The following is a 21,891-nucleotide window of genomic DNA, read 5'->3' on the forward strand; positions in this document are numbered from 1 at the left end:
TATGCTGTGGATATGCTGGCGAACCTGCTGGAGTCTTATGGAATCAGTAACTATGTGGTGGAATTGGGTGGAGAGATCAGGGTGAAGGGGCGGAAGCCAGGTAATGAAAAAATGAAGGTGGGCATTGAATCACCTGTTTCAGCTGAGCGGGACCTTGGTATGATGCAAAGAGTGCTGGTGATTGATAGCGGGGCCATAACAACTTCTGGCAATTACCGCAGATACTATGAAAGTGAAGGAAAAAAAATATCTCATCTGCTCGATCCAAAAACCGGTTACAGTATCAGTAATGAACTGATCGCCGTAACGGTATTCGCAAAAGATGCCATCACTGCCGATGGTTATGACAATGCCCTTATGGTCATGGGGCTAAACAATGCCTTGAAATTTGTTGAAAGTAAACCGGGGCTCGCAGCATACTTTATCTATAAGGACCAGGACGGAGCCGTGAGGGACACATCAAGCCCCGGTTTTAATAAGTTATTCCTGGTAAAATAGACTCATCAATTTCAGTTATTACAAACAATCTCATATCTTCCTGCAGCTTTATGATGGCTAAATACATATGTCTGAAATCACCATTGCCATTTTTATAAATCCCCTGGCGGGCACTGGGAAATACCGCCGCATTAGATCTGAGATCACTGGTTTGTTGATAAAAGAAAAATTCATCTTCACAGTTTATGATAAGGCCTGGCCCTCAAAGCTGGAGACAGTCACGCATATTTTCCTTGTAGGGGGCGATGGCACGCTGAATCATTTTCTGAACAATTATCCCGATACAAAAATTCCAATTTCTTTGTTCAAGGCGGGTACCGGTAACGATTTCGCCTGGAAGTTGTACGGCAACACCAGCTTGAGCGAGCAGGTTTATACCGCGATCAATGGTGTTCCCCATGCGATTGATGCAGGCATCTGTAATGGCCGTTATTTTATAAATGGGGTAGGTATAGGTTTCGATGGTGCTGTGGTAAAAGATTTTATAAACTGCCGGAAATGGTTACAGGGAAATCTCGCTTATTACTGGACGGTAGTGCGAACATTATCGGGATACAAATCGAAGCAACTTGGTATGAGTATTGACGAAGGAACCCGGCATTTGAAAGCCAGGTGTTTTATGATTACCGTTGCTAATGGTTCAAGATTTGGCGGGAATTTTATGGTGGCACCACAGTCATCATTAACCGATAATCAGTTTGACCTGGTAATCATAGAAGCTGTTAGTGTTTTAAAAAGATATTTCTATCTGCCAAGGATGAAAAAAGGCAGGCATCTCAGCCTGCCTTTTGTAAAGACTTCAAAAATTCAATCTATTGTTATCTCAGCGGAAAAACCAATTGCTGCTCATCTCGATGGAGAACTCATGGTAGCTGAAAACTTCGACATAAAAATTTTACCTGGCCATTTCTTCTTTCGTTATTAAGCGAATTCTTCAACTTTTGCTATTCTTAATCCACACGTTTTTCCTTAATCACTTTAACCGCTAATTTACCAGGTTACTTTAATTTACCGGGTTACTTTCTACATTTTTATCAATGGTAATCACAGGTATCTTAGAATCGTATGAAAGCAATTTTCGGGTTAACTTATTCCAGAACCCAGGCATGATAAACTCCGTCAAAGGATTTGCCATGATAAGATCCGCATTGATTCTTTTGGAAAACTCCAGGGTCGATTTGGCAAGATTTTTCCCCTCCAGCATAAAACATTGAACAGGTATGGTAGACAGGCTCTGTATCACTTCAAGTGCTTTGTTAAGGATGTTTTCAGTTGCGTTGGCATCCTTTCTTAAACTAACCAGGTAAACCGTAGATCGATATGATCTGGCCATCATGGTTGCCAGCTGCAAACGACGGACAGGAATTTCACTGGTTAATGGCAAAACGATTTTTTTGAAATGACTCACTAATCCGCTGGAGCGTATAGCCAGGACCGGGACATTTGTTTTTCTTGCGAGCTTTGATATCGAAACCGATGAAAGAACCCGGTGAATAAGGTTGAATCTTGAAAGTCCGACTACCACCAGGTCCATCTCATATTGCTCAATATATTTTGCCAGCTGTTCGCTTTTATTACCTTGCAAAAGACTTATCTCTATGCTACCTCCACCACAAATATGATGACGATAGGTATCCCTCATTGCCTCCAGCTTCACCCTTGCATTATCCAGGTCTATCGCGATATCGTAGGGAAATATACTGCTTGCCTCTATCGGTATGAATGGAAAAATTTCGCTGCTAACTACATGAACCAGGTGAATATTACAATTAAAATTATTTGCCAGGTCGATAGCTTTACTGATAGCCCATTTACTTTTGACAGTAAAGTCGACCGGAACAAGAAGGTTGTAGAAAGTTTTTGGCATAGACGTTAGATTTAGTGGTGATCAATGTTTTTTCAGGCAAGACTCAATAAACTTTGAAAACTCGACTCCTGTATATTACGAAAAGCAATTGTATTTAGCAACTCGTCCTTGCTGCAGAATGCAATCCCTTTGCCAGCATGTCCAACGATACACCGATCGTCGGAATTGTCGCCGGCTACAATACAGTTTTTAAGGGGTACATTGTATTTTTCACAGGCGTACTGGAGTGCATTGGTTTTGCAATATGCATGGCCGCAGACACTCTCAGGAGAGCCGAAAAAGTAGGAGGGAAGGTTCACTTCACCTGTCGCAATCCCATCAAAAAATTCAAGCTGATTCGCATAGGAAAAATCGGCCCCGATTTTTTGGCGTAGGTAATTGGTAATCAGGCTGTAACTGTGGCTGATAATGCCGGTGATATATCCCTTTTTCTTTAATTCCTTCACCACCTCTTTGATATCTTCCACCATGGCAATTTGTCCGGCAACCTGTAACAGTTCGTCCATTGTTCTTCCCTCAAGTAAAAGAGCTATTCTTTTTGTCAGTATTATGGGATCTTTTTCCTTGCTTCGAAGATCTTCCAGTTTTGCAGTAAACCCATAAATCCGGGCACATTCATCAATAAATCTGCCCTTCAAAATGGTATCATCCATGTCCCAGATTACCATCTTATGAAACACGGATAACTTCTCCCTTAATATTTTGTTCATTTCCCGGTTGATGGTTTCAACGGAATGAATTTCTTCTTCGTTGATCTGCCCCGATTGTCTTCGCTGGCTCCGGGAAATGATGGCCTTCGAAACTTCCTTGCTCATTTTACCAAGGGCTTCCCAGGGCTTGCTCTTATTTTCAATATACCCGATATTGACTTCCTTGATCCTCGCCTGCATCAGGTACATATCTATCAGTATTCCAATATCTACTCCATAGTCATTAAAAAAATCGATCATATCAAAGAACGATTTTTTACCGGCTATCATGCCGCTGAGCGGTTGAGTAAAACCGGAAAGGCCAGGATAGAAAATAGTAAGCAGCGGTTTAGCAACAAGTTCAGTTACACGACCTGCATTCCGAGCAAATGTTCCTTTTATAAAATCTGCTTCATCGTCTATCAACGGTTTCGCAAGGTCGGCAATGGTGTTTTCCGGGTATGGATCGATGTCGCCGTCAAGAAATATGAGTAATTCATTCCGGCTTATTTTTATTCCATCCTTCATTGAAATCCCTTTGCCGCGGACCTCGCTGATAATAACGGTTGCCCCGGCTTTGCGGGCAATTTCAACTGTATTATCCTCCGATTTATCATCCACCACTATCACCTCGGTCACCAGGCTGTTTTTGAGACAGAAGGTGACAACATTATGGATAGTCTTCTCTTCATTTAAGACCGGGATAATCACTGTTAACATAGGCTCTACCTGATTTTTATTCAACTCTCACAAAATATTTACCGGTCGGGAAGTTTTTCGATTGATGAACCGAAAGATGAAATCCACAACTCATGTAAATTGTAAACAGTGTTGTTTGTTGGACGATAAAACAGCAATAACAAACAACAGTTCAGTAAAGTTTAATAGCCAGACAAACAACCGTCAAATCTTCGATATATCTGTTGAACATCACCAGGCAGCGCCGTGAAACTCAAATAATTTTTAAGTAGTCAAAGTTGTACAAAACTTAGATTCTTTTCTGTTTTGCCATTTGCCGACAAAAACCAATATACCTGCGACATATACACTAAACAAAACTTCAAAAATCAATATATCATGTCAATACCAAAATAAAGCGGGAATAATACTGGCCCGGAAAGGAAAATACAGGATTTACATGTATGCAAATGCTATGCCTATCATTACTTTAGGAGAAATCCTGAAAAAAAAATGCCCGAATAAACCATTCCGTTCATCCCGTTTTGATACCTGTCTTTAGATCGAATTTAAAGAATTATTTAAGGTAATTGGGTATTAAATGAATATTAAATCCGCACTCTCAGATTAGCATTTTTGAGATATGGTTATTCCGAGTCGGAAATAGGAAAATGTATAGGCAGAAAGGTCAGAAATCGGCAGGCGGACATTAATTTATATCAAAAATTGCTGAAATAACTTAAGATTGGACTGAAAACCGAGTGTCGGAAACTTTCGGATCTTCACAAAGAGATAACATATAGGATATGTCTAAGAGATAACATGTCGGATATGTCTGCAAACAAAAAATCCTTTCTCGTGAGAGAAAGGATTTTGAAACAAAGATGTATCGTTGAAGATTAATAATCCCTGTTATAGCCACCGCCGCCACCGCCACGGTTAAAGCCACCTTTTTTATAACCGCCGCCGCCGCCGCTGTTACCGCCGCCACCGCCGCCACCGAAGCTTCTTTTCTTGAATCCACCGCCACCACCACCTTGTGGTTTTGGTTGAGCTTCGTTCACGATGATCTTCCTTCCCAATACTTCTGAATCGTACAGGCTGCTCAGTGCATTTTGAGCTTCAGTGTCTTCAGGCATTTCTACGAAACCGAAGCCTTTGCTGCGTCCGCTTACTTTGTCCTTAACAATCTTTGCTGATGTAACTGAACCGTACTGTTCAAAAAGGGTTCTCAAATCCTCGTCGGTCATCTGCCAGGAGAGGTTCCCTACGTAAATGTTCATTGTAACTAAAAATTTAAAATGTTCTGAAATCCGACAATGACAGTAGTTACACTTGAACTGAAGAAACCAGGAATCAGGTAAGGTTTGCAGAACACGAGAACTAAGTCCATTAATCAGAACCGAAGATATAGAATAATTTTATCAATACAACAAATATCAATACAACAAAATTATGTTCGCTCCAAATAAATAGACTTTAAAAAAACATTTATGGATTGTTAGAAAAATAAGTGGCTCAAAACATCACCGGATGAGCTCGATTTTGGCTTCAGCGATAACATGTTTTTGAATTGGTTTGCGGTTAAAGCTGTCTTTAAAGTACTGAAAAGTTTGTCTTTGATTCCCCCGAATTTCGTCGCATAACCGGTAGGGTTGGAGGTTGCCAGGTCTAGAATACCGGATTTTGATTGAAGAAAACCGGTGACAGCCTCCAATACCCTGGGAGTTTGGGTTTCGTTAAGTGAAAGCTTTGGTTTTAGCACTCCCAGGATGCTGTTTGCTGTTGCACCAACGTCACCAATTGGCAAAACGCCTGCTACCTGGCCGGCTAATTCCGGGCAAAGATCAAGCTTGAGTTCAGTCCAATAAAAAAAACCCATGACGGATATCATGGGTTTTCAAAAATTATGAGGAAAAATTACTCAGCCCCTACTTCGAATTCGAGTTCGGTTGAATTACCGTTTGCGAAATCAATAGTTGCTTTATAAGTTCCGAGTTCCTTAACTTCTTCCGGAATGGTTATTTTTCTGCGGTCGATTTCATAACCTTTCTGCTCGCGGATTGCGCGGCTGATCTGTAGCGAGGTAATGCTACCGAAGATCTTGCCACTTGTTCCTGTTTTAGCAGTAAGTTTAATTGCTCCGTCTTTCAACTTCGCGATAACCAGGTTGATTTCAGCCAGCATTTTTTCTTCTTTCTTACGCAGTTGCTTAAGCTTTTCTTCCAGCTGTTTACGGTTGGAAGGGTTTGCTTCAATAGCGAATTTCTGCGGAATAAGGAAATTACGGCCATAGCCATTACGAACCTTCACCACTTCATGAGCGGCTCCCAGGTTATCAACATCTTTTATTAAGATTACTTCCATGTTAGCTTACTTTAAAAGGTCAGTGACATAAGGTAGTAAAGCCATCTGGCGCGCTTTCTTAACTGCCTGTGACACTTTACGCTGGTACTTCAGAGAGTTACCGGTAATGCGCCTTGGCAGCATCTTCCCTTGTTCGTTAATAAATTTCTTTAGGAACTCTGCATCTTTGTAATCGATGTACTTGATGCCCATTTTCTTGAAACGGCAGTACTTCTTTTTCGGTTTCTCGGTTTTGATAGCCGTGAGGTACTTAATCTCATTAGGTTTTGCCATGACTTATGCCTCCGTTTTTTCGGTTCCTGAAGTTACACCACTTCTCTTTCTACCATTGTACTCGACGGCGTATTTATCGAGCACAGTGAACATGTGACGCATCACATTGTCGTCACGCAGAAGCTGAATTTTCAGCTTCTCATTGAAGTCGGTTGGCGCTGAATATTCCATAACCCAATATAAACCAGTGGTTTTCTTGGCTATGGGATACGCCAGTGATTTTAGTCCCCAGGGGTTCTCGTGCGTAACTTCGCCACCGTTATCTTTGATAAAAGTGGTAAATTTTTTCTGAGACGCTTTGAATTCGTCGTCAGAAAGCACAGGGGTAAAAATCACCATCAATTCGTAGTTGCTCATTTCCCTGTTTTTGGTTAATTAATAATTTTTTATAATTCGGGCTGCAAAGGTAAGGTTCTGCCCGCAAATGGCAAAGCTATTTCCTCAGCTTCTTCCCCGCTTCCTTCTTCGTACCGGGAAAATGGCATTCGGGATCTTCCACCGGTTTCTGTCCCCACATTGTATGGGAGTACCCCACATTGTATGCGGAGTGGTTCCTGATGACGTTGGTTAGTCCCACACCTGCGGGATTGGCTACTATCAGCTTTTTGTTCCTTTCCCATTTAATTAATTCTTGATTCTTTCCCCAATTGCTATCGGGATTCAATTTTTATCAGAGTTGCCCTGGTGGCTGGGGTAAGTGAATCTCGGTGTTTTTCAAAATGACCGCGATTTCAGTCAAAGTAGGGGGGATTGACTGAAATAGCGGTCATTTTGAAAACCTCGGATTTGCTGGGTATCGTCGACCCTGAATGGGCCTGGATTGATAAGAAAAATACACGACTGATGTCTAAATATCTGTTTCCACTCTTGCCATGCAGCAAATCTTGCCATGCAGCAAATCTTGCCAGGGAGCAAATCTTGCCAGGGAGCAAACCCAATCCGGACAGGTTGGCAGAAAATTAGGAATGGCACTTTCTTTGGTAAGTCAACCTAAAATAATACACTCATGCAAAAAGGAAATATTCGCGTTGAAACGGAGAACATCTTTCCGATTATTAAAAAATTTCTTTACAGTGACCACGAAATTTTTCTGAGAGAACTGATCAGCAATGCCGTGGATGCCACGCAAAAACTGAAAACACTGAGTACCCTTGGCGAAGTTAAAGGTGAAATAGGAGATGATCTGAGCATTGAAGTGAAACTGGATATCGAAAACAAAACGATCACCATCTCTGATAAAGGTGTCGGTATGACCGGCGAGGAAGTTGAGAAGTACATCAACCAGGTTGCCTTCAGTGGTGCAGAAGAATTTGTAAAAAAATACAAGGGGCAAAACGAAAATGCCATCATTGGTAAATTCGGTCTTGGATTCTACTCAGCGTTTATGGTGAGTGATAACGTTGAAGTAATTACAAAATCATTTAAGACAGATACACAAGCAGTAAGATGGCAGTGTGATGGAAGCCCGAGCTATACCATCGAGGACACTACTAAAGAAACACGCGGTACCGATATTATTTTGCATATCAATGAAGAAAGCAAAGAGTTTCTTGATACAGATCGTATCAAAGGAATTTTGAAACGTTTCTGCCGTTTTCTGCCGGTGCCGATTAACTTCGATGGCGACCAGATCAACATAACAAATCCGGCCTGGACCAGGAAGCCATCAGAATTAACCACTGAAGATTACCAGGAGTTTTACAAACAACTCTATCCTTATAATGAATCACCGCTTTTCTGGATCCATCTGAATGTTGATTACCCATTCAATCTTACAGGCATCCTTTATTTTCCAAAGATCAAACAGAGCTACGAAATTCAGAAAGACAAGATCCAGTTGTATTCAAACCAGGTTTTTGTTACTGAAGAAGTTAAGGATATTGTTCCAGAATTCCTGATGTTGTTACAAGGTGTGATCGACAGCCCGGATATCCCCCTGAATGTTAGCAGGAGTTATCTGCAGGGAGATCCAAACGTAAAAAAGATCAACAACCATATCACTAAAAAAGTAGCTGATAAACTTGAAGAAATTTTCAACAAAGACCGGAAGGAATTTGAAGATAAATGGGATAGCCTTGGCTTGTTCGTCAAATATGGTATGATGACCGATGACAAGTTCTTTGACAGGGCAAACAAGTTTCACATATTTGCGGATAGCGATAAACAAAAGTTTTCTACGCTGGAAGAATACCGCACCGAGACCACCGCGCTTCAAACAAATAAGGAAGGTCAGCTCGTAATTTTATATACTACAGATCCCGTTCAGCAAGACAGTTATGTGCAGGCTGCAAAACAAAAAGGTTATAAAGTGGTAACACTTGATACCATTGTTGATGCAAGCTTCATCAACACAATGGAATCTAAATGGGAGAAAGTTCATTTTGTGAGGGTGGATGCTGACATAGCTGATAACCTGATCGACAAACAGGAATCATCAGCTTCAGTGCTGAGTAAGGAAGAAGAAGATAAACTGAAAGAAATCTTCGAACAGCAGAAAGGTGAACTTCATGCAACTATCGAGGTTAAAGGTTTAAGTCCTGATACCCCGCCGGTTCTTGCAACACGTCCTGAATTTATGCGGAGAATGAAAGACATGGCGGCACTAAGCGGACCTATGGGAAGTTTTTATGCGAACATGCCTGATGAAGTAACCTTGACTGTTAATGGTAATCACCCGATCTATCAACAAATCCTTGGTGAATCCGATAAAGAAAAACAAGACAAGGTGGTTCGTAACCTCGCTGACCTTGCATTGTTATCGCAGGGGCTGTTGAAAGGAAACAATCTGACTTCATTTATCAACCGGAGTGTTGAATTGATGGGAGATAAGAAAGCAAGCACCGAACCAGCGGAAGCTTAAAAATCCATAGTGATTATATTCAAAAGGCAAAGGCCATCCCAAACAGGAGATGGCCTTTGCCTTTTGAAGTATTTGCGCATTTCTTTATCTGTTATTGATCGCTTTGCAATCTTTCCCACCATTTGAAAGAAGATGTATTAGACTGAGATATTTTAGGGAAAATATTAACAGGATGCTGAAGCCCCGGTGAGATATAATGTTATGGTATTTTTATGGATTTACCGGCGTCCGGCATCAGAGATCAGTAACAATTAGAGATCAGTAACAATTAGAGATCAGCAACAATTATTGTCGAACAATCTTGATCTGCTATGCTTCAATTAACAACTGGAAAATACCTTGGCTCCAATAAAAGAAGCTGGGATGCAGATGGTGTGCTTATCAGCGAAACAGAATACCATAGCAAAGTTTTTGAAGGCTGGCATTATCATGATAATGTTCACATCACTTTGATCGTACAGGGTGGTAACATGGAGCAAAGGGAAAGCCGCGAGTCGGAAGCTACTGCGGGACAAATTCTCTTTTACACCGGTGGCGAACTACACAGGAATTTCAATACCCTGCATCCATCCAGGAATATTAACATGGAGATCCACGATCGTTTTTTCTCAGCCTATGATATTGCCAAACCCACTTTAAACTCCACTGCGTTAAATCAAGCGCGTGCAAAATTTACCCTCCTGAAAACTTACCGGGAATGCCTGACCAATGATGAGCATTCGCCCACCGCTATTCATGCTTTATTAATTCATTTCCTCTCAGTGACACCCGTTGATAATTTAGAAGCCAGTCAACCGCAATGGGCAAAAACAGTCACTGCAATAATTAATGACCGGTGGAACGAAAATATATCCCTGGAGGAACTTTCCAGGTTGGCTGACGTACACCCGGTGACGATCTCAAAATGTTTTCCAAAATATTTTTTTTGCACGCTGGGTGAATACATCCGGAAAATCAGGATAGAAAAAGCGACAGCCCTGATAAGGCAATCCCACCGGTCCCTTACGGACATCGCCTATGAATGCGGCTTTTTCGATCAAAGTCATTTTATCAGGGTGTTCAAACAAACAACCGGTTTTTTACCTAACAGGTATAAAAAGATATAATGCTAATCCGGTACAATTCGTTTCCGCTCTGATATCATATCCTTGTGAAAATTATTGATCAATCACATGAAACGAATTTTTGCCTTTATTATCCTGATAACTTTGATGAGCTCAGTGAGCAGCCGTGCTCAAAACCTGTCAAAAAAAGAAATGGATGCAGCTATATCCTCGATCGCAAAACTCATTGAGAATAACTATGTATTTGAAGCAAAAGGAAAAACCATTGCCACCTATATTTTACAGGAATATCGCAACGGGCGTTTTGACAGGATCGCCAATTGGAAAGCATTTGATTCAGTTACGACACAATGCCTTCAGCGTTTCAGCCATGATGGTCATTTGTATGTCAGAAATGACCCGCAGACAGTAAAAGATTTGCTTCTTGCACAAAAAGATACGCCCGATTCAAATGAAGCTGCAGCTTTCAGCTATGATCCTTTTTATTACGGAGCGGCAGCGATAAAAAAGAATTTCGGTTTCAGTGAAGTCAGGGTACTGGAAGACAATACCGGTTATATAAAACTTTCTGAGATCAATATCTCGGCAAAGAGCTTACCTGTTCTTTATGCCACCATGGAGTTCGTCAGCAATACCAGGGCTCTGATAATTGATCTGAGGAACAACGGAGGTGGTGGTAGTGAAGTGGGTGAAGTGCTGCAAAGTTTTTTCCTGCCCGGCAACACGCCGTTACTTGAATTTAAAACCAGGAACGGGCAAAGCAGATTGGAGCAGACTGTTTTATGGCTGACAGAGAAAAGGTACGATCATCCGTTATTTATTATAGTCAACAAGGGAACTGCCTCGGCTGCGGAGGCGTTTGCCTATTCTTTACAAAACTGTAAACGTGCCACGATCATAGGACAGCCTTCAGCCGGCGCGGCAAATATGAATTCCTGGTACGTAGTTAATGACCATATTTATGTTTCAGTATCGACTGCCGCACCAACGATACCCGGCACAGAAAGATCATGGGAGCAGAAAGGTGTACAGCCGGACCATGTTGTACAAAGCGGTGACGAAATAGAATATATATTAAAACGCTTCAAATAAAATCTCAGGCTTCGGCTGCTTAAAAAACCGAAGACCATTTTCCGTTTAAGCTCTTCAAGCGCTTAACACTCCATCCTGAACAGGTTCAATATTAAAGTTGCAAACAATCGCAATAAAATTAGATACTTTTAATATTTCGGAAACAAAATACTAAAATACATTAATGTTTATATCAATACATTAATGTTTAAGTAGGAAATGTTCAACGAAGGTGAAAAGTCTTTTTCCTTCAACAAATTATTATATGCACCAGAAATTAGCTGTAGCAGTGGCATTTTTTATGTCTTTTATTTTTTGTGCAACTGCCCAAAATACTCCACCGGTAAAAACACAAAGTAAAAAAGATTATGAAGTGGCTGTTTATTACTTCCCAAATTACCATCCCGATAGCATTAATTCCCGCTGGCACGGCAGGGGCTGGACAGAATGGGACCTGGTGAAATCTGCCAAACCACGTTTCAAAGGCCATGAACAACCAAAAGTACCCACCTGGGGATACTTTAATGAAGCAGACCCTAAATGGGCTGCAAAAGAAATAGACCTTGCTGCTGACAATAACATCGATTGTTTTATTTATGATTGGTATTGGTACAGCAACACGGGACAATATCTTCAGGAAGGTTTGGAGCAGGGGTTTCTGAAAGCGCCTAACCGTAACCGTTTGAAGTTTGCGCTGATGTGGGCCAATCACGACTGGCTCAATATCCATCCCGCCACTTATGACAAGAGTCGCATACCGCTTACTCAAGGTGAAATAAGTAAAGAACTTTGGGATACTATCTCTACTTATATTGTCGAAAAATATTTTAAAGAACCAAACTATTGGAAGATAGATGACAAGCCATATTTTTCTATTTACGAAATCATAACATTTATCAATGGTCTTGGTGGTATCGACGAAGCGAAAAAAGCCATACAACTGCTCGATGAAAAAACAAAAAAAGCAGGATTTCCAGGTGTCCATCTTAATGTTATGAGCTGGATGGTAAATGACAATATGGTGAAAACCATTTCCGGTCCGTCGGCACCGGTAGATTCAAAAGAAATGCTTAAAAATCTGAATACAGAAAGCGTATCTACTTATTGCTATCTGCACCATTATACCACTTCGCAAAGAGATGGGTTTCCAACTATACCAGTGGAAAAGCCTTTTGCAGAATCAAAGGCTTATTGGCAAAAGTTCATTAAAGATTTTCCGGATGTTCTTTATACACCAAATATATCTATGGGATGGGATGCCAGTCCGCGTTGTATGCAAAGTGATAAGTTCGAAATGGGCGACTATCCGTGGACGCCGGTATTCACCGGAAACACGCCAGCTTCCTTTCAAACGCAATTGCAGGAAGCAAAGGAATTTTTAGATACTTATAATCCAAAACATAAAATCGTAGTCTTGAATTCCTGGAATGAATGGACGGAGGGAAGTTATTTATTACCTGAAAAAAAGTATGGCGATGCTTATTTGAAAGCAATTAAAGCGGTGTTTAAAAGACCCTCCTATATACGGCCAAGGATACCACTGAAAAATTAATTCCCACTGCTATTATCGCGCCTTCTATGAACAGCCAGCTTTATGGTGCACATGAAGTAAAAGATGCGGATCGTCAACGTGCCGGTCATGGTTCAACTATTGATTTTGAATTTACTCCTGATAAAGTTGGCGAGTATCGCTTTGAGACCAAAATGGCGCAGGCACTTCAGGTTTCACAAATAATAAAAGTTGAAGAGTAATGCAGGAAATCATAGAAAACGAATAGAAGATGAATAGCCAAAAGAAATTAATCGCGACAATCTTCGCATTTATATTGCTAAATCACACTTCCTGTAAGACTCAAATTCAGGAACGAAGTGTCAATTCAATATCAATGGGAATTGAAGTGCAGACTGGATATGTTTTTTCACCGGAAGCAGAAATTAAGTTAAACAATAAAATATATTCCCTAAGGCATAAAGCGGAGTACGATTATAAAGGGAATATTGTTAAACTTACAATATACAAGCCTGAGGGTAAACTGGAATACGACAAACATGATTTGTTGAAGGATTCAGGCCTTTTGCAATATATCAATTTGCCGATTAGTCAGCACTTAAGATATTCATCGCTACAGGGGCTTTTTGATGAAAATAAAATGGTCCCAGCCAGAGTCATAAATGATTCAGTGCTCATCTCTACTGAAGGGACCTCCAAAATGTTCTATAGCCTGAATTGATTAAAAAATCATATCGCTATCCATTTGGATTTGGCATGTATCGTAAAATTCAAACTTATTTCTAAACTCAATGATAAGTTCGATTTCAATGCGAATGGGAACCAATACATATCATCGTTTGATCTGGCTTATTATTGTTTGATCTGGCTTAACTGATCATAATCTCCTTGCCGTTTCGATTTGCCATCAAACTCAAGCATTGTACCCTGGAGATAAGTAAGTTTCTGGATATGATAAATCTGCCGGAAATTTTTATCGAAAAAAAGATCTTTATAAACATCATTGATGTACACCACAAAGATCTTTCGGGGTGATCGCTGATAACTCTCCATGATATTATCAATTACTTCGGCCATCAGGTTTTCCTTGAAGGGATTGAAAAACAAAAATACCTTGGCATCATCGGTGATGGTCATATCCTGTGCCCGGTTGTTTACGATGGTAAAACTTACATCTTGTTTATAGAATTTGCAGTTAAGGATATTACTTTCTGCATCTTTGGCCAGCTCATAGATTATTTCAATGCCGGTTAACTTTTTAAAACCATAAGCCATGGCTACCGCCAATGCCCGACCCTTTCCGCAGCCAAAGTCATAAATGCGACCCGATTTGGATTCTGCGGGGAGCGAGTCAAGTAACTTTTCAAGTATATAATAACTGGCAGGCTGATAAGCTTCGGCATCAGCGAGATCTTCTTCGTCAATATCATATTGCCATAATGGTTCAGTACCAGTGGTATCAATGCCATATTTTTTTTCACCGATAATTTCATGATAGATCGTGAAGGCAGCAAGTTGAAAATCCCAGTATTTTTGAATGAAGCGGAAGTATTTTAGATATTCTTTGAATTTCATTTGATCAGAACCGTTTATAAGGTGCAGGGTTTTTTAAATCAGGATAAACGGAAGTCAATAATCTTCAATTGTAATTTTTTTTCATTGTTCCATTCATTTTCTTCCAGCGTAAAAACAATATCAATCGGGTGATTTAATTGCAGCAACGAAAACTTATCTGCCATACCAAAACCGATACCATCAAAAATATATTCATCCTGCTTTATAGAAAAACGGATATGGGCATCCTTTACAATTCTCGAATAACCTGTATCCATCACATTGCGCGCGAGGAAAACCGGGCGCATGTTTTCAGGTCCGAACGGTTCCATCTGGCAGATGATCGAATGAAACTGCTTTGTCAAATCCTTCAGTTTAACTTCTGCATCTATCACGATTTCCGGTACCAGCATCTCCGCGGTAATGCTGGCTGAAACAACTTCTTCAAACCTGGTACGAAAGGCATCAATCTTATCAATCTCCAAAGTCATTCCCGCTGCATAGAAATGCCCGCCATATCCAAGCAACAAATCCTCGCATTGTTGCAATGCTTCATAAACATTAAAACCTGCAACAGATCTTGCAGATCCGGCTGCATATTCACCTGATCTTGTAAGTACTATCGTGGGACGGTAATAATGATCGATCAGCCTGGAAGCTACAATACCAACAACTCCTTTATGCCAATGCGATTGATATACGACTGTAGATTTCATTGCAACCATGCTCGTATCTTCCAGGATCATGGCAAGAGCCTGTTCTGTTATATATTTATCTGCTTCTTTTCTTTCGGTATTATCGGTGTGTAACATTTCAGCATAAGACTTTGCTTCATGCAGTTCACTGGCTATAAAAAGCTGGACCGCTTTTTTGCCATCATCCATTCTCCCGGCCGCATTCACTCTTGGAGCTATCAGGAAAACGAGGTTAGTGATAAACAATTCTTTATCAAAGCCGCTTAATTCTTTAAGCGCCATGATGCCGAAATTGGGATTTTCATTTGCTTTTTTAAGACCGAAATAAGCCAGCACGCGATTTTCACCCATCAACGGAACTACATCAGCAGCAATGGCGGTGGCCACAAGGTCGAGATAGTCATATATGGTCTCTTCTTCAAGCCCTATTTCCTTTGCCAGGGCCGTTATCAGTTTAAAGCCGACCCCACAACCACAAAGTTCCTTGAAGGGGTAGTTACAGTCTGCCTGCTTTGGGTTAAGTATCGCGACAGCTTCCGGAAGTTTGGGATCAGGGGTATGATGGTCGCAGATGATGAAATCAATACCCAGTTCTTTTGCATAGGATATCAGCCCGACTGACTTGATTCCACAATCAAGCGAGATAACGAGGGTGAACCCGTTGGCTGCGGCGAAATCAATACCTGCTTTTGAAACACCGTATCCCTCGCGGTAACGGTGTGGTATATAATAATCTATGGTATTAAGCGGGGCAATTTTTGAAAGAAAACGGTACATACAAGCTACCGAAGTGGTGCCATCAACGTCATAGTCACCAAATACCAGGATCTTTTCTGCAATTCTTATCGCATTAAGAATACGGGCCACGGCGAGGTCCATGTCTTTCATGAGCCAGGGATCATGAAGATCCTCTAAAGCTGGCCGGAAAAAGGTTTTTGCTTTCCCGTATGTATCCAGGCCGCGTTGGTTTAAAATACGGCACAATACAGGATGGATTTTCAGTTCCTGTTGCAGCCTTAAGGCGCCTTCCTCATTTCCTTCTATAATATTCCATCTTTTCTTCATGCCTGGCCTGTGCTGATTTCAATAACTACGGTCGGTGGTGAACCTCACCAATTCTTCCAATCCATTTTTTACTTCTTTGTTTTCAAATTCGTTTAGCAATGAGAGGGCAGCGTCCCGGTATTCAAACATCTTATTTTCTGCATATGTAATGCCGCCGGTTTCCTTTACTTTTTGAATCACCTCTCTTACCTTTTCTGCGTCCTTATTCTGATTTTTAATTATATAAATAAGTTTTTTCCGGGTTGACCTGTCAACATTGTTAAGTGTATATATTAATGGTAGGGTAAGTTTCTTTTCTTTGATATCGTTACCGGTGGGTTTTCCGATATCAGCAGCACCATAATCGAAAAGATCGTCTTTAATCTGGAAAGCCATACCGACATTTTCCCCAAACAACCTGACTTTTTCAGCAATTGATTCATCATGGCAGGTAGAGTAGGCCCCGGCAGAACAGGCAGCAGCAAGCAATGAAGCCGTTTTGTTCCTGATGATTTCATAATAAATACTTTCATCAAGATTCAGTGAACGCGATTTTTCAATCTGGAGGAGTTCACCCTCACTCATTAATCTCACTGCATTCGACAATATCTGGAGAATACGGAAATCATCATGATCAAGTGAAAGCAAAAGTCCTTTCGCCAGCAGGTAATCCCCAACCAAAACGGAAATTTTTGTTTTCCAGAGAGAATATGTGGAAAAAAAACCCCGACGCTCCAGTGATTCATCAACAACATCATCATGAACCAGGGTAGCGGTATGTAATAATTCAACAAGGGATGCCGCCCGGTAGGTGGATTCATTTACATTGCCGCAAAGTTTGGCGGCGAGAAAAACAAACATCGGCCTCAATTGCTTGCCCTTCCTGTTCACAATAAACTGCATTATCCGGTCAAGAAGTGGTACCTGGCTTTTGACCGCTTCCTTAAACTTCTTTTCGAACACCGGTAACTCCTCTTGTAACAACGATTGTGATAATTTCATGGAACGAAAATGGTAGGGCAAAATACTGTAATTATAAGTTAATTTTCCAAGCAACTTATTTGGTCGAAATGGTGTCTAAAATCACGAAACCTATTAATAATCAATGATCAGTTGCTTAAAAAAATTTGTTAATTAGGTTCGAATAGATATTTTTGCACAAATTAATGCATTTAGCATTCTCAATCCTTCACATAAAAATTAGTTATGGCAAGCAAAAAGTTCTCAGTTTTAGTCGGCTTACTGTGCTTAGTGGCATCTGGTGGCTTTGCCCAGATCGGTGGTGGCAGTGGCAGTTATGATGTCCTGGATTCTTCTGTCGTCCCCTCAAAAAGATTACCCCAGCACACGGAATTCATGAATAACGCATATCCTTTCCCTGCTAAGCCCAGGAATCAATCTGAACTGGGTATTAAGGTAGGTGTTTCCAGCATTGCCGGAGATGTAAGAAGCCGTTTCCCTGGATTCGGAGCTGGTTTACATTGGCGCAAGGCTTTGGGTTATGTTGTTTCATTGAGAGTTGAAGGACAATATGCTACAACTAAGGGTATGAACTTTCAGCCCTCTACATCATATACTAAGAACTCAGCCTGGTCAAGATATGTGACTGCAGGTAACCCAACTGGCGGTCCGGTTTTCTACAATTACAAAACGAATATGTATGAACTGGCCGTTCAGGGTGTATTTACCTTGAATAACATCCGTTTTCACAGGGCTAAAACAGGATTTAATTTTTATGCACTTGCCGGTATCGGTGGTCTGATCTACGATACTAAGATCGACGCATTAAACGGTAACACTCCATACAACTTCGCTTCTTTACCAGGCTTCGCCGGTTACCAGTCTACTGGTTTCCAGTACGAAGACAGGAAAGATATCCGCAAAGCGCTGAAGGATTTCACCGATGGTGATTACGAATCTCAGCCTGATGATGACAAATCTCAGCCAAAATTATTCGGAGAGCCTTTCAAACCAATGGTTAATGTTGGTTTAGGTGTTGCTTTCAAACTTAACAAGAAACTTAGCCTTGCAATCGAAGATAAAGTTACCATCGCTAAAACTGACCTGTTAGATGGTCAGCAGTGGCAGGAAAACGGTCCGGGTAATTTCACCGCACAAACGCGTGATAATGACTGGGCTAACTTTTTATCAGTTGGTTTGAATATCGCACTTGGTGCAAAATCTGTTGAACCATTGTGGTGGATTAATCCATTGGATTATGCTTACAACGAAATCAACCAGCCTCGTCACATGAAACTTCCAAAACCAATCCTGGATGATGGAGATGGCGATGGTATCACTGACCAGTTTGACCAGGAACCAAATACCCCTGCAGGTACTCCGGTTGACGCTCATGGTGTAAGCCGCGATACTGATGGTGATGGTGTTCCGGATTCAAAAGATAAGGAACTGATCACTCCAACCCAGTGTCAGCCAGTAGATGCTGATGGTGTTGGTAAATGTCCTCCACCAGATTGTTGCAAACTGATCGACTCTATCATGCAGTACGGTCTTAAAGGAAAATGTAACATCGGTGATTTACCTAGCATTACTTTCAGAGCTAAAACAGTAACACTGAGCAACGACGCAAAAGCAATGCTTGCTTCTGTAGCTCAGAAAATGAAAGATAACTCTGAGTGCCGCGTAGCTGTAACAGGATATTGCGCTTCAAGCAAATCTGATCAGCAGTTAAGTTGGGATCGTGTAAATGCTATCATCAATCACCTTGTTGAAAAAGAAGGTGTAAGCGCTGATCGTTTTGTTTTCAAATACGGTCTCGAAGGTGGTGATTGCAACACAGTTGATCTGAGCGACGGAACACAGGAAGAAGGTCCAACAACAGTACCTGCTCCTCACCCGAACTTAAGACGCAGAAAATAATCTGAAGATTTAATTGATATTGATAAAAACCCTCCCTCGTGGAGGGTTTTTATATTCCTGTCTGCCATAACGCTTCTAAGGGCCTCGCCCGACATAGCGCAGCGAAGTCGGGTTTTATATTTTAATTAACGGGCCTCTTTTGGATGCAGGAATGATTCCTTTAATATTTGCCGTTAATATCTTAACTTTGCCCACTTTTATGCGGTTACCTTTATTGATTCTGATCCTTTTTGTTGGTTTTACTTCCTGCTCTAAGTTTGCCAAAGTGCAGAAAAGTACTGACTATGACTACAAACTCCGGATGGCGGAGAAGTACTATGTTGCTAAAAAATACAATTTTTCCCAACAGTTGTACGAGGAACTGTTCCCGATATATAAGGGTCAGCCACAGTTTGAAGATCTTTTTTACAAATACGCATATTGTTCTTATTACCTGAAAGACTGGCTGCAGGCTGAAAACCTGTTTAAACAGTTTACGGAAGTATTCCCGACCAGCCAGAAGGCTGAGGAAATGGAATATATGCGGGCCTATACCTATTACCGGCAATCGCCCAAGGCTGAGCTGGATCAGACCAATACCCAGAAAACGATTGGGCTGATGCAGACTTTCATAAATACGCATCCGGGTTCGCCCAGGTTAAAGGAGGCAAACGAAATTATCGATCTAAGCCGCCGCAAACTGGAAACAAAAGAGGTCAGAAGCGCAGAACTGTATTATAATATGGGTCACTACCTCGCAGCAGCTATCTCGTACACATCCCTGATGAACAATTTTCCGGATTCGGAAAAAAGTGAACAGTATAAGCTCCAGATCATCAAAAGTTATTATTCATACGCCCGTAACAGTATCGACGAAAAGAAAGCGGAGAGATATGAAAAAGTGTTGAGTGAAGTCAATGATTTTACAGATCGTTTTCCCGACAATGCACTTACCAAAGAAGTTGAACGGTATCGGAATTTATCACAATCAAACATTAAAGACATCCAAAATGAGCAGGCTAAGAAGACAGATTAGTGCCAATACGGCCAATGTTGCAGAAACCAAGGACCTGAATGTTATCAAGGGTAAAACCGGTAATGTTTACGAATCCATCGCAATCATCGCCAAAAGGGCAAACCAGATAAATATTTCCCTGAAAGAGGAATTACACAGCAAACTCGAGGAATTCGCCAGTCATACAGACAGCCTGGAAGAAATCCATGAGAATAAAGAACAGATCGAAATCTCAAGAGCATACGAAAGAATGCCAAATGCTTCTTTACTTGCTACCCAGGAATTCCTGGAAGATAAGATCTATCACCGCAAAAATGAGGATGATCTCTTCAGCTGATTAACCGGTTGTGATGAATTCTCCCGCCTCGCGGGATTATATATAGTATTGAGCGGCAGTGTACCTGTCGCTTTTTTTCGTGAATATTTGCCGTAATTTTAGCGCATGTTACAGGGAAAGAAAATTTTGGTTGGTATTACAGGAAGCATTGCGGCCTATAAGTCTATTTTGCTGGTAAGATCACTGGTAAAATTGGGAGCGGAGGTAAGGGTGGTGATGACACCATCGTCTAAGGACTTTGTAACACCACTTACTTTGTCGACCCTTTCGAAAAATGATGTTATCATTGATTTATTTGCCGAAGGATCCTGGTCGAACCATGTAATGCTTGGCAGATGGGCCGACCTGATGGTGATTGCTCCCCTGAGTTGTAATACACTCGGGAAGATGGCGAATGGCCTTTGTGATAATATGTTGCTGGCCACTTATCTTTCAGCTACCTGCCCGGTAGTTGTGGCCCCTGCAATGGACGAAGATATGTGGCACCACCAGGTAACCGGTGAAAACCTTACCCGGCTGGCCGGCTTTGGAAACAAGATTATCCCGGTGGAAAAAGGCGAACTCGCAAGCGGTTTATATGGTGACGGAAGAATGGCAGAACCGGAAACCATCATCAGTTTTATAGAAGAAAATTTTTTCCAGGTCAGGGACCTGGAAGGGAAACGCGTTTTAGTCACCGCAGGCCCAACCTATGAACCGATTGACCCGGTAAGATTTATCGGTAATCATTCCTCTGGTAAAATGGGGATTGCCATTTCAAAGGAACTTGTAAAACGCGGCGCTTCGGTTGACCTGGTCCTCGGCCCATCACCTCTTGGCAATCATATCGACGGTGTTAAACTCCATAAAGTACAGACTGCAGAAGATATGTACCAGGTTTGCCAGGAACTTTTCCCGGGAGCTGATATAGCTATCATGTCTGCAGCTGTTGCTGATTATACCCCTGCTGTTTATGCTGATCAGAAGATTAAGAAAAACGGCGAACTACTTCAGCTCGAACTTACAAAAACAAAGGATATTCTGAAAAGCCTCGGTGCACAGAAAAGAAAGGACCAGATTCTGGTCGGTTTTGCGCTGGAAACAACCAATGAACGTGAATATGCTTTGAATAAAATGTCGTCAAAAAACGCCGATCTGATTGTGTTAAACTCACTGAATGATACCGGCGCCGGCTTTGGTCATGATACAAATAAGGTTACCATCTTCGAAAAGAGCGGCCAGGAGTTTGATTTTGAAAGAAAACCAAAACAACAAGTAGCGAAAGATATCGTTGATAGAATTGTAAATATGATGCATGCTTAGATTAGTTGTGATTTTGTTGATGTCGGGTTTTGTGTTCAGCGGCCCGTTATATTCCCAGGAACTAACCGCCAGGATCTCGGTGAATGCCTCCCAGGTGAGTTCACAGACAGACAAAAAGATATTCCAGACACTGCAGAGTGGTGTCACCAATTTTCTCAATACCCGCAAGTGGACAAACGAAACTTTCAAGACCAATGAAAAGATCGTT

General features: G+C 41.3%; 23 protein-coding genes. 12 read left to right on the forward strand and 11 right to left on the reverse strand.

From position 1 onward, the window contains the following. Nucleotides 1–498, forward strand: a 498-nt coding sequence (locus VK664_RS27135) for an FAD:protein FMN transferase (protein ID WP_461401870.1), incomplete at its 5' end; no start/stop codon positions are given. 67 nt (nt 499–565) lie between these two features. After that, complete coding sequence (locus VK664_RS27140; RefSeq protein ID WP_461401871.1) at nt 566–1,423, forward strand: diacylglycerol/lipid kinase family protein; 858 nt, start codon at nt 566–568, stop codon at nt 1,421–1,423. Nucleotides 1,424–1,501: 78 nt separating this feature from the next. Here the strand turns inward: VK664_RS27140 and VK664_RS27145 are convergent, their stop codons facing one another. The 8 genes from VK664_RS27145 to VK664_RS27180 all read right to left on the reverse strand — a co-directional run bounded on the left by VK664_RS27145 (nt 1,502) and on the right by VK664_RS27180 (nt 6,992). Beyond that, nucleotides 1,502–2,365, reverse strand: coding sequence for a universal stress protein (locus VK664_RS27145; protein ID WP_461401872.1), 864 nt, complete (start codon nt 2,363–2,365; stop codon nt 1,502–1,504). 32 nt (nt 2,366–2,397) lie between these two features. Further along, nucleotides 2,398–3,774: a glycosyltransferase gene (locus VK664_RS27150; protein ID WP_461401873.1), complete on the reverse strand. Its 1,377-nt coding sequence runs from the start codon at nt 3,772–3,774 to the stop codon at nt 2,398–2,400. Nucleotides 3,775–4,631: 857 nt separating this feature from the next. Then, nucleotides 4,632–5,015 (reverse strand): RNA recognition motif domain-containing protein, encoded by a 384-nt coding sequence (locus tag VK664_RS27155; protein ID WP_461401874.1) that lies wholly within the window; start codon nt 5,013–5,015, stop codon nt 4,632–4,634. A 218-nt stretch (nt 5,016–5,233) separates the two neighbouring features. After that, nucleotides 5,234–5,614, reverse strand: coding sequence for a hypothetical protein (locus tag VK664_RS27160; protein ID WP_461401875.1), 381 nt, complete (start codon nt 5,612–5,614; stop codon nt 5,234–5,236). Nucleotides 5,615–5,652: 38 nt separating this feature from the next. Continuing rightward, nucleotides 5,653–6,099, reverse strand: a complete 447-nt coding sequence (gene rplI, locus VK664_RS27165; RefSeq protein ID WP_461401876.1) for a 50S ribosomal protein L9 — start codon at nt 6,097–6,099, stop codon at nt 5,653–5,655. A 6-nt stretch (nt 6,100–6,105) separates the two neighbouring features. Beyond that, nucleotides 6,106–6,372 carry a 30S ribosomal protein S18 gene (gene rpsR / locus VK664_RS27170; protein ID WP_461401877.1) on the reverse strand — a complete coding sequence of 89 codons (267 nt, stop codon included), beginning with the start codon at nt 6,370–6,372 and terminating at the stop codon, nt 6,106–6,108. Between the two features lie 3 nt (nt 6,373–6,375). Then, complete coding sequence (rpsF, locus tag VK664_RS27175; RefSeq protein ID WP_461401878.1) at nt 6,376–6,729, reverse strand: 30S ribosomal protein S6; 354 nt, start codon at nt 6,727–6,729, stop codon at nt 6,376–6,378. Nucleotides 6,730–6,758: 29 nt separating this feature from the next. Continuing rightward, nucleotides 6,759–6,992 carry a hypothetical protein gene (locus VK664_RS27180; RefSeq protein ID WP_461401879.1) on the reverse strand — a complete coding sequence of 78 codons (234 nt, stop codon included), beginning with the start codon at nt 6,990–6,992 and terminating at the stop codon, nt 6,759–6,761. 386 nt (nt 6,993–7,378) lie between these two features. On the opposite strand from VK664_RS27180, the gene htpG reads away from it, so the two are divergent. The 5 genes from htpG (at nt 7,379) to VK664_RS27205 (ending at nt 13,119) form a co-directional block, all read left to right on the forward strand. Further along, nucleotides 7,379–9,232: a molecular chaperone HtpG gene (gene htpG / locus VK664_RS27185; protein ID WP_461401880.1), complete on the forward strand. Its 1,854-nt coding sequence runs from the start codon at nt 7,379–7,381 to the stop codon at nt 9,230–9,232. A 311-nt stretch (nt 9,233–9,543) separates the two neighbouring features. Then, entirely contained in the window at nt 9,544–10,338 is a 795-nt protein-coding gene (locus VK664_RS27190) for a helix-turn-helix domain-containing protein (protein ID WP_461401881.1), read from the forward strand. A 66-nt stretch (nt 10,339–10,404) separates the two neighbouring features. Beyond that, nucleotides 10,405–11,388, forward strand: coding sequence for a S41 family peptidase (locus VK664_RS27195; RefSeq protein WP_461401882.1), 984 nt, complete (start codon nt 10,405–10,407; stop codon nt 11,386–11,388). Nucleotides 11,389–11,632: 244 nt separating this feature from the next. Next, a complete protein-coding gene (locus VK664_RS27200; RefSeq protein WP_461401883.1) occupies nt 11,633–12,919 on the forward strand; it encodes a glycoside hydrolase family 99-like domain-containing protein in 1,287 nt (428 codons plus the stop codon). Nucleotides 12,920–12,945: 26 nt separating this feature from the next. Next, nucleotides 12,946–13,119: a hypothetical protein gene (locus VK664_RS27205; RefSeq protein WP_461401884.1), complete on the forward strand. Its 174-nt coding sequence runs from the start codon at nt 12,946–12,948 to the stop codon at nt 13,117–13,119. A 610-nt stretch (nt 13,120–13,729) separates the two neighbouring features. Here the strand turns inward: VK664_RS27205 and VK664_RS27210 are convergent. From VK664_RS27210 to VK664_RS27220, 3 genes are read right to left on the reverse strand one after another with little or no spacing between them, the layout of a single operon-like run. Further along, nucleotides 13,730–14,452 carry a class I SAM-dependent methyltransferase gene (locus VK664_RS27210; RefSeq protein WP_461401885.1) on the reverse strand — a complete coding sequence of 241 codons (723 nt, stop codon included), beginning with the start codon at nt 14,450–14,452 and terminating at the stop codon, nt 13,730–13,732. A 38-nt stretch (nt 14,453–14,490) separates the two neighbouring features. Beyond that, entirely contained in the window at nt 14,491–16,191 is a 1,701-nt protein-coding gene (recJ, locus tag VK664_RS27215) for a single-stranded-DNA-specific exonuclease RecJ (RefSeq protein ID WP_461401886.1), read from the reverse strand. A gap of 18 nt (nt 16,192–16,209) precedes the next feature. After that, nucleotides 16,210–17,172 (reverse strand): polyprenyl synthetase family protein, encoded by a 963-nt coding sequence (locus VK664_RS27220; protein WP_461401887.1) that lies wholly within the window; start codon nt 17,170–17,172, stop codon nt 16,210–16,212. A gap of 204 nt (nt 17,173–17,376) precedes the next feature. On the opposite strand from VK664_RS27220, the gene VK664_RS27225 reads away from it, so the two are divergent. The 5 genes from VK664_RS27225 to VK664_RS27245 all read left to right on the forward strand — a co-directional run. Continuing rightward, nucleotides 17,377–19,050, forward strand: coding sequence for an OmpA family protein (locus tag VK664_RS27225; protein ID WP_461401888.1), 1,674 nt, complete (start codon nt 17,377–17,379; stop codon nt 19,048–19,050). A 199-nt stretch (nt 19,051–19,249) separates the two neighbouring features. Next, nucleotides 19,250–20,065, forward strand: coding sequence for an outer membrane protein assembly factor BamD (locus VK664_RS27230; RefSeq protein ID WP_461401889.1), 816 nt, complete (start codon nt 19,250–19,252; stop codon nt 20,063–20,065). Beyond that, nucleotides 20,040–20,381, forward strand: a complete 342-nt coding sequence (locus VK664_RS27235) for a DNA-directed RNA polymerase subunit omega (RefSeq protein WP_461401890.1) — start codon at nt 20,040–20,042, stop codon at nt 20,379–20,381. The genes VK664_RS27230 and VK664_RS27235 overlap by 26 nt, the downstream gene beginning before the upstream one ends. Nucleotides 20,382–20,486: 105 nt before the next feature. Continuing rightward, complete coding sequence (coaBC, locus tag VK664_RS27240) at nt 20,487–21,683, forward strand: bifunctional phosphopantothenoylcysteine decarboxylase/phosphopantothenate--cysteine ligase CoaBC (RefSeq protein WP_461401891.1); 1,197 nt, start codon at nt 20,487–20,489, stop codon at nt 21,681–21,683. Continuing rightward, nucleotides 21,676–21,891: type IX secretion component PorD family protein (locus VK664_RS27245; protein ID WP_461401892.1), on the forward strand; the 216-nt coding region annotated here is incomplete at its 3' end. The genes coaBC and VK664_RS27245, both read left to right, overlap by 8 nt.

Origin of the sequence: Flavitalea sp. (assembly GCF_035489435.1) — a bacterium.
Lineage (GTDB): Bacteria > Bacteroidota > Bacteroidia > Chitinophagales > Chitinophagaceae > DATHKG01.

What these genes read in the sequence shown, in the direction of transcription:
- VK664_RS27140 (WP_461401871.1), top strand. Translation starts at nt 566, where the DNA reads ATGTCTGAAATCACCATTGCCATTTTTATAAATCCCCTGGCGGGCACT.
- VK664_RS27145 (WP_461401872.1), bottom strand. Translation starts at nt 2,365, where the DNA reads ATGCCAAAAACTTTCTACAACCTTCTTGTTCCGGTCGACTTTACTGTC.
- VK664_RS27150 (WP_461401873.1), bottom strand. Translation starts at nt 3,774, where the DNA reads ATGTTAACAGTGATTATCCCGGTCTTAAATGAAGAGAAGACTATCCAT.
- VK664_RS27155 (WP_461401874.1), bottom strand. Translation starts at nt 5,015, where the DNA reads ATGAACATTTACGTAGGGAACCTCTCCTGGCAGATGACCGACGAGGAT.
- VK664_RS27160 (WP_461401875.1), bottom strand. Translation starts at nt 5,614, where the DNA reads ATGGGTTTTTTTTATTGGACTGAACTCAAGCTTGATCTTTGCCCGGAA.
- rplI (WP_461401876.1), bottom strand. Translation starts at nt 6,099, where the DNA reads ATGGAAGTAATCTTAATAAAAGATGTTGATAACCTGGGAGCCGCTCAT.
- rpsR (WP_461401877.1), bottom strand. Translation starts at nt 6,372, where the DNA reads ATGGCAAAACCTAATGAGATTAAGTACCTCACGGCTATCAAAACCGAG.
- rpsF (WP_461401878.1), bottom strand. Translation starts at nt 6,729, where the DNA reads ATGAGCAACTACGAATTGATGGTGATTTTTACCCCTGTGCTTTCTGAC.
- VK664_RS27180 (WP_461401879.1), bottom strand. Translation starts at nt 6,992, where the DNA reads ATGGGAAAGGAACAAAAAGCTGATAGTAGCCAATCCCGCAGGTGTGGG.
- htpG (WP_461401880.1), top strand. Translation starts at nt 7,379, where the DNA reads ATGCAAAAAGGAAATATTCGCGTTGAAACGGAGAACATCTTTCCGATT.
- VK664_RS27190 (WP_461401881.1), top strand. Translation starts at nt 9,544, where the DNA reads ATGCTTCAATTAACAACTGGAAAATACCTTGGCTCCAATAAAAGAAGC.
- VK664_RS27195 (WP_461401882.1), top strand. Translation starts at nt 10,405, where the DNA reads ATGAAACGAATTTTTGCCTTTATTATCCTGATAACTTTGATGAGCTCA.
- VK664_RS27200 (WP_461401883.1), top strand. Translation starts at nt 11,633, where the DNA reads ATGCACCAGAAATTAGCTGTAGCAGTGGCATTTTTTATGTCTTTTATT.
- VK664_RS27205 (WP_461401884.1), top strand. Translation starts at nt 12,946, where the DNA reads ATGAACAGCCAGCTTTATGGTGCACATGAAGTAAAAGATGCGGATCGT.
- VK664_RS27210 (WP_461401885.1), bottom strand. Translation starts at nt 14,452, where the DNA reads ATGAAATTCAAAGAATATCTAAAATACTTCCGCTTCATTCAAAAATAC.
- recJ (WP_461401886.1), bottom strand. Translation starts at nt 16,191, where the DNA reads ATGAAGAAAAGATGGAATATTATAGAAGGAAATGAGGAAGGCGCCTTA.
- VK664_RS27220 (WP_461401887.1), bottom strand. Translation starts at nt 17,172, where the DNA reads ATGAAATTATCACAATCGTTGTTACAAGAGGAGTTACCGGTGTTCGAA.
- VK664_RS27225 (WP_461401888.1), top strand. Translation starts at nt 17,377, where the DNA reads ATGGCAAGCAAAAAGTTCTCAGTTTTAGTCGGCTTACTGTGCTTAGTG.
- VK664_RS27230 (WP_461401889.1), top strand. Translation starts at nt 19,250, where the DNA reads ATGCGGTTACCTTTATTGATTCTGATCCTTTTTGTTGGTTTTACTTCC.
- VK664_RS27235 (WP_461401890.1), top strand. Translation starts at nt 20,040, where the DNA reads ATGAGCAGGCTAAGAAGACAGATTAGTGCCAATACGGCCAATGTTGCA.
- coaBC (WP_461401891.1), top strand. Translation starts at nt 20,487, where the DNA reads ATGTTACAGGGAAAGAAAATTTTGGTTGGTATTACAGGAAGCATTGCG.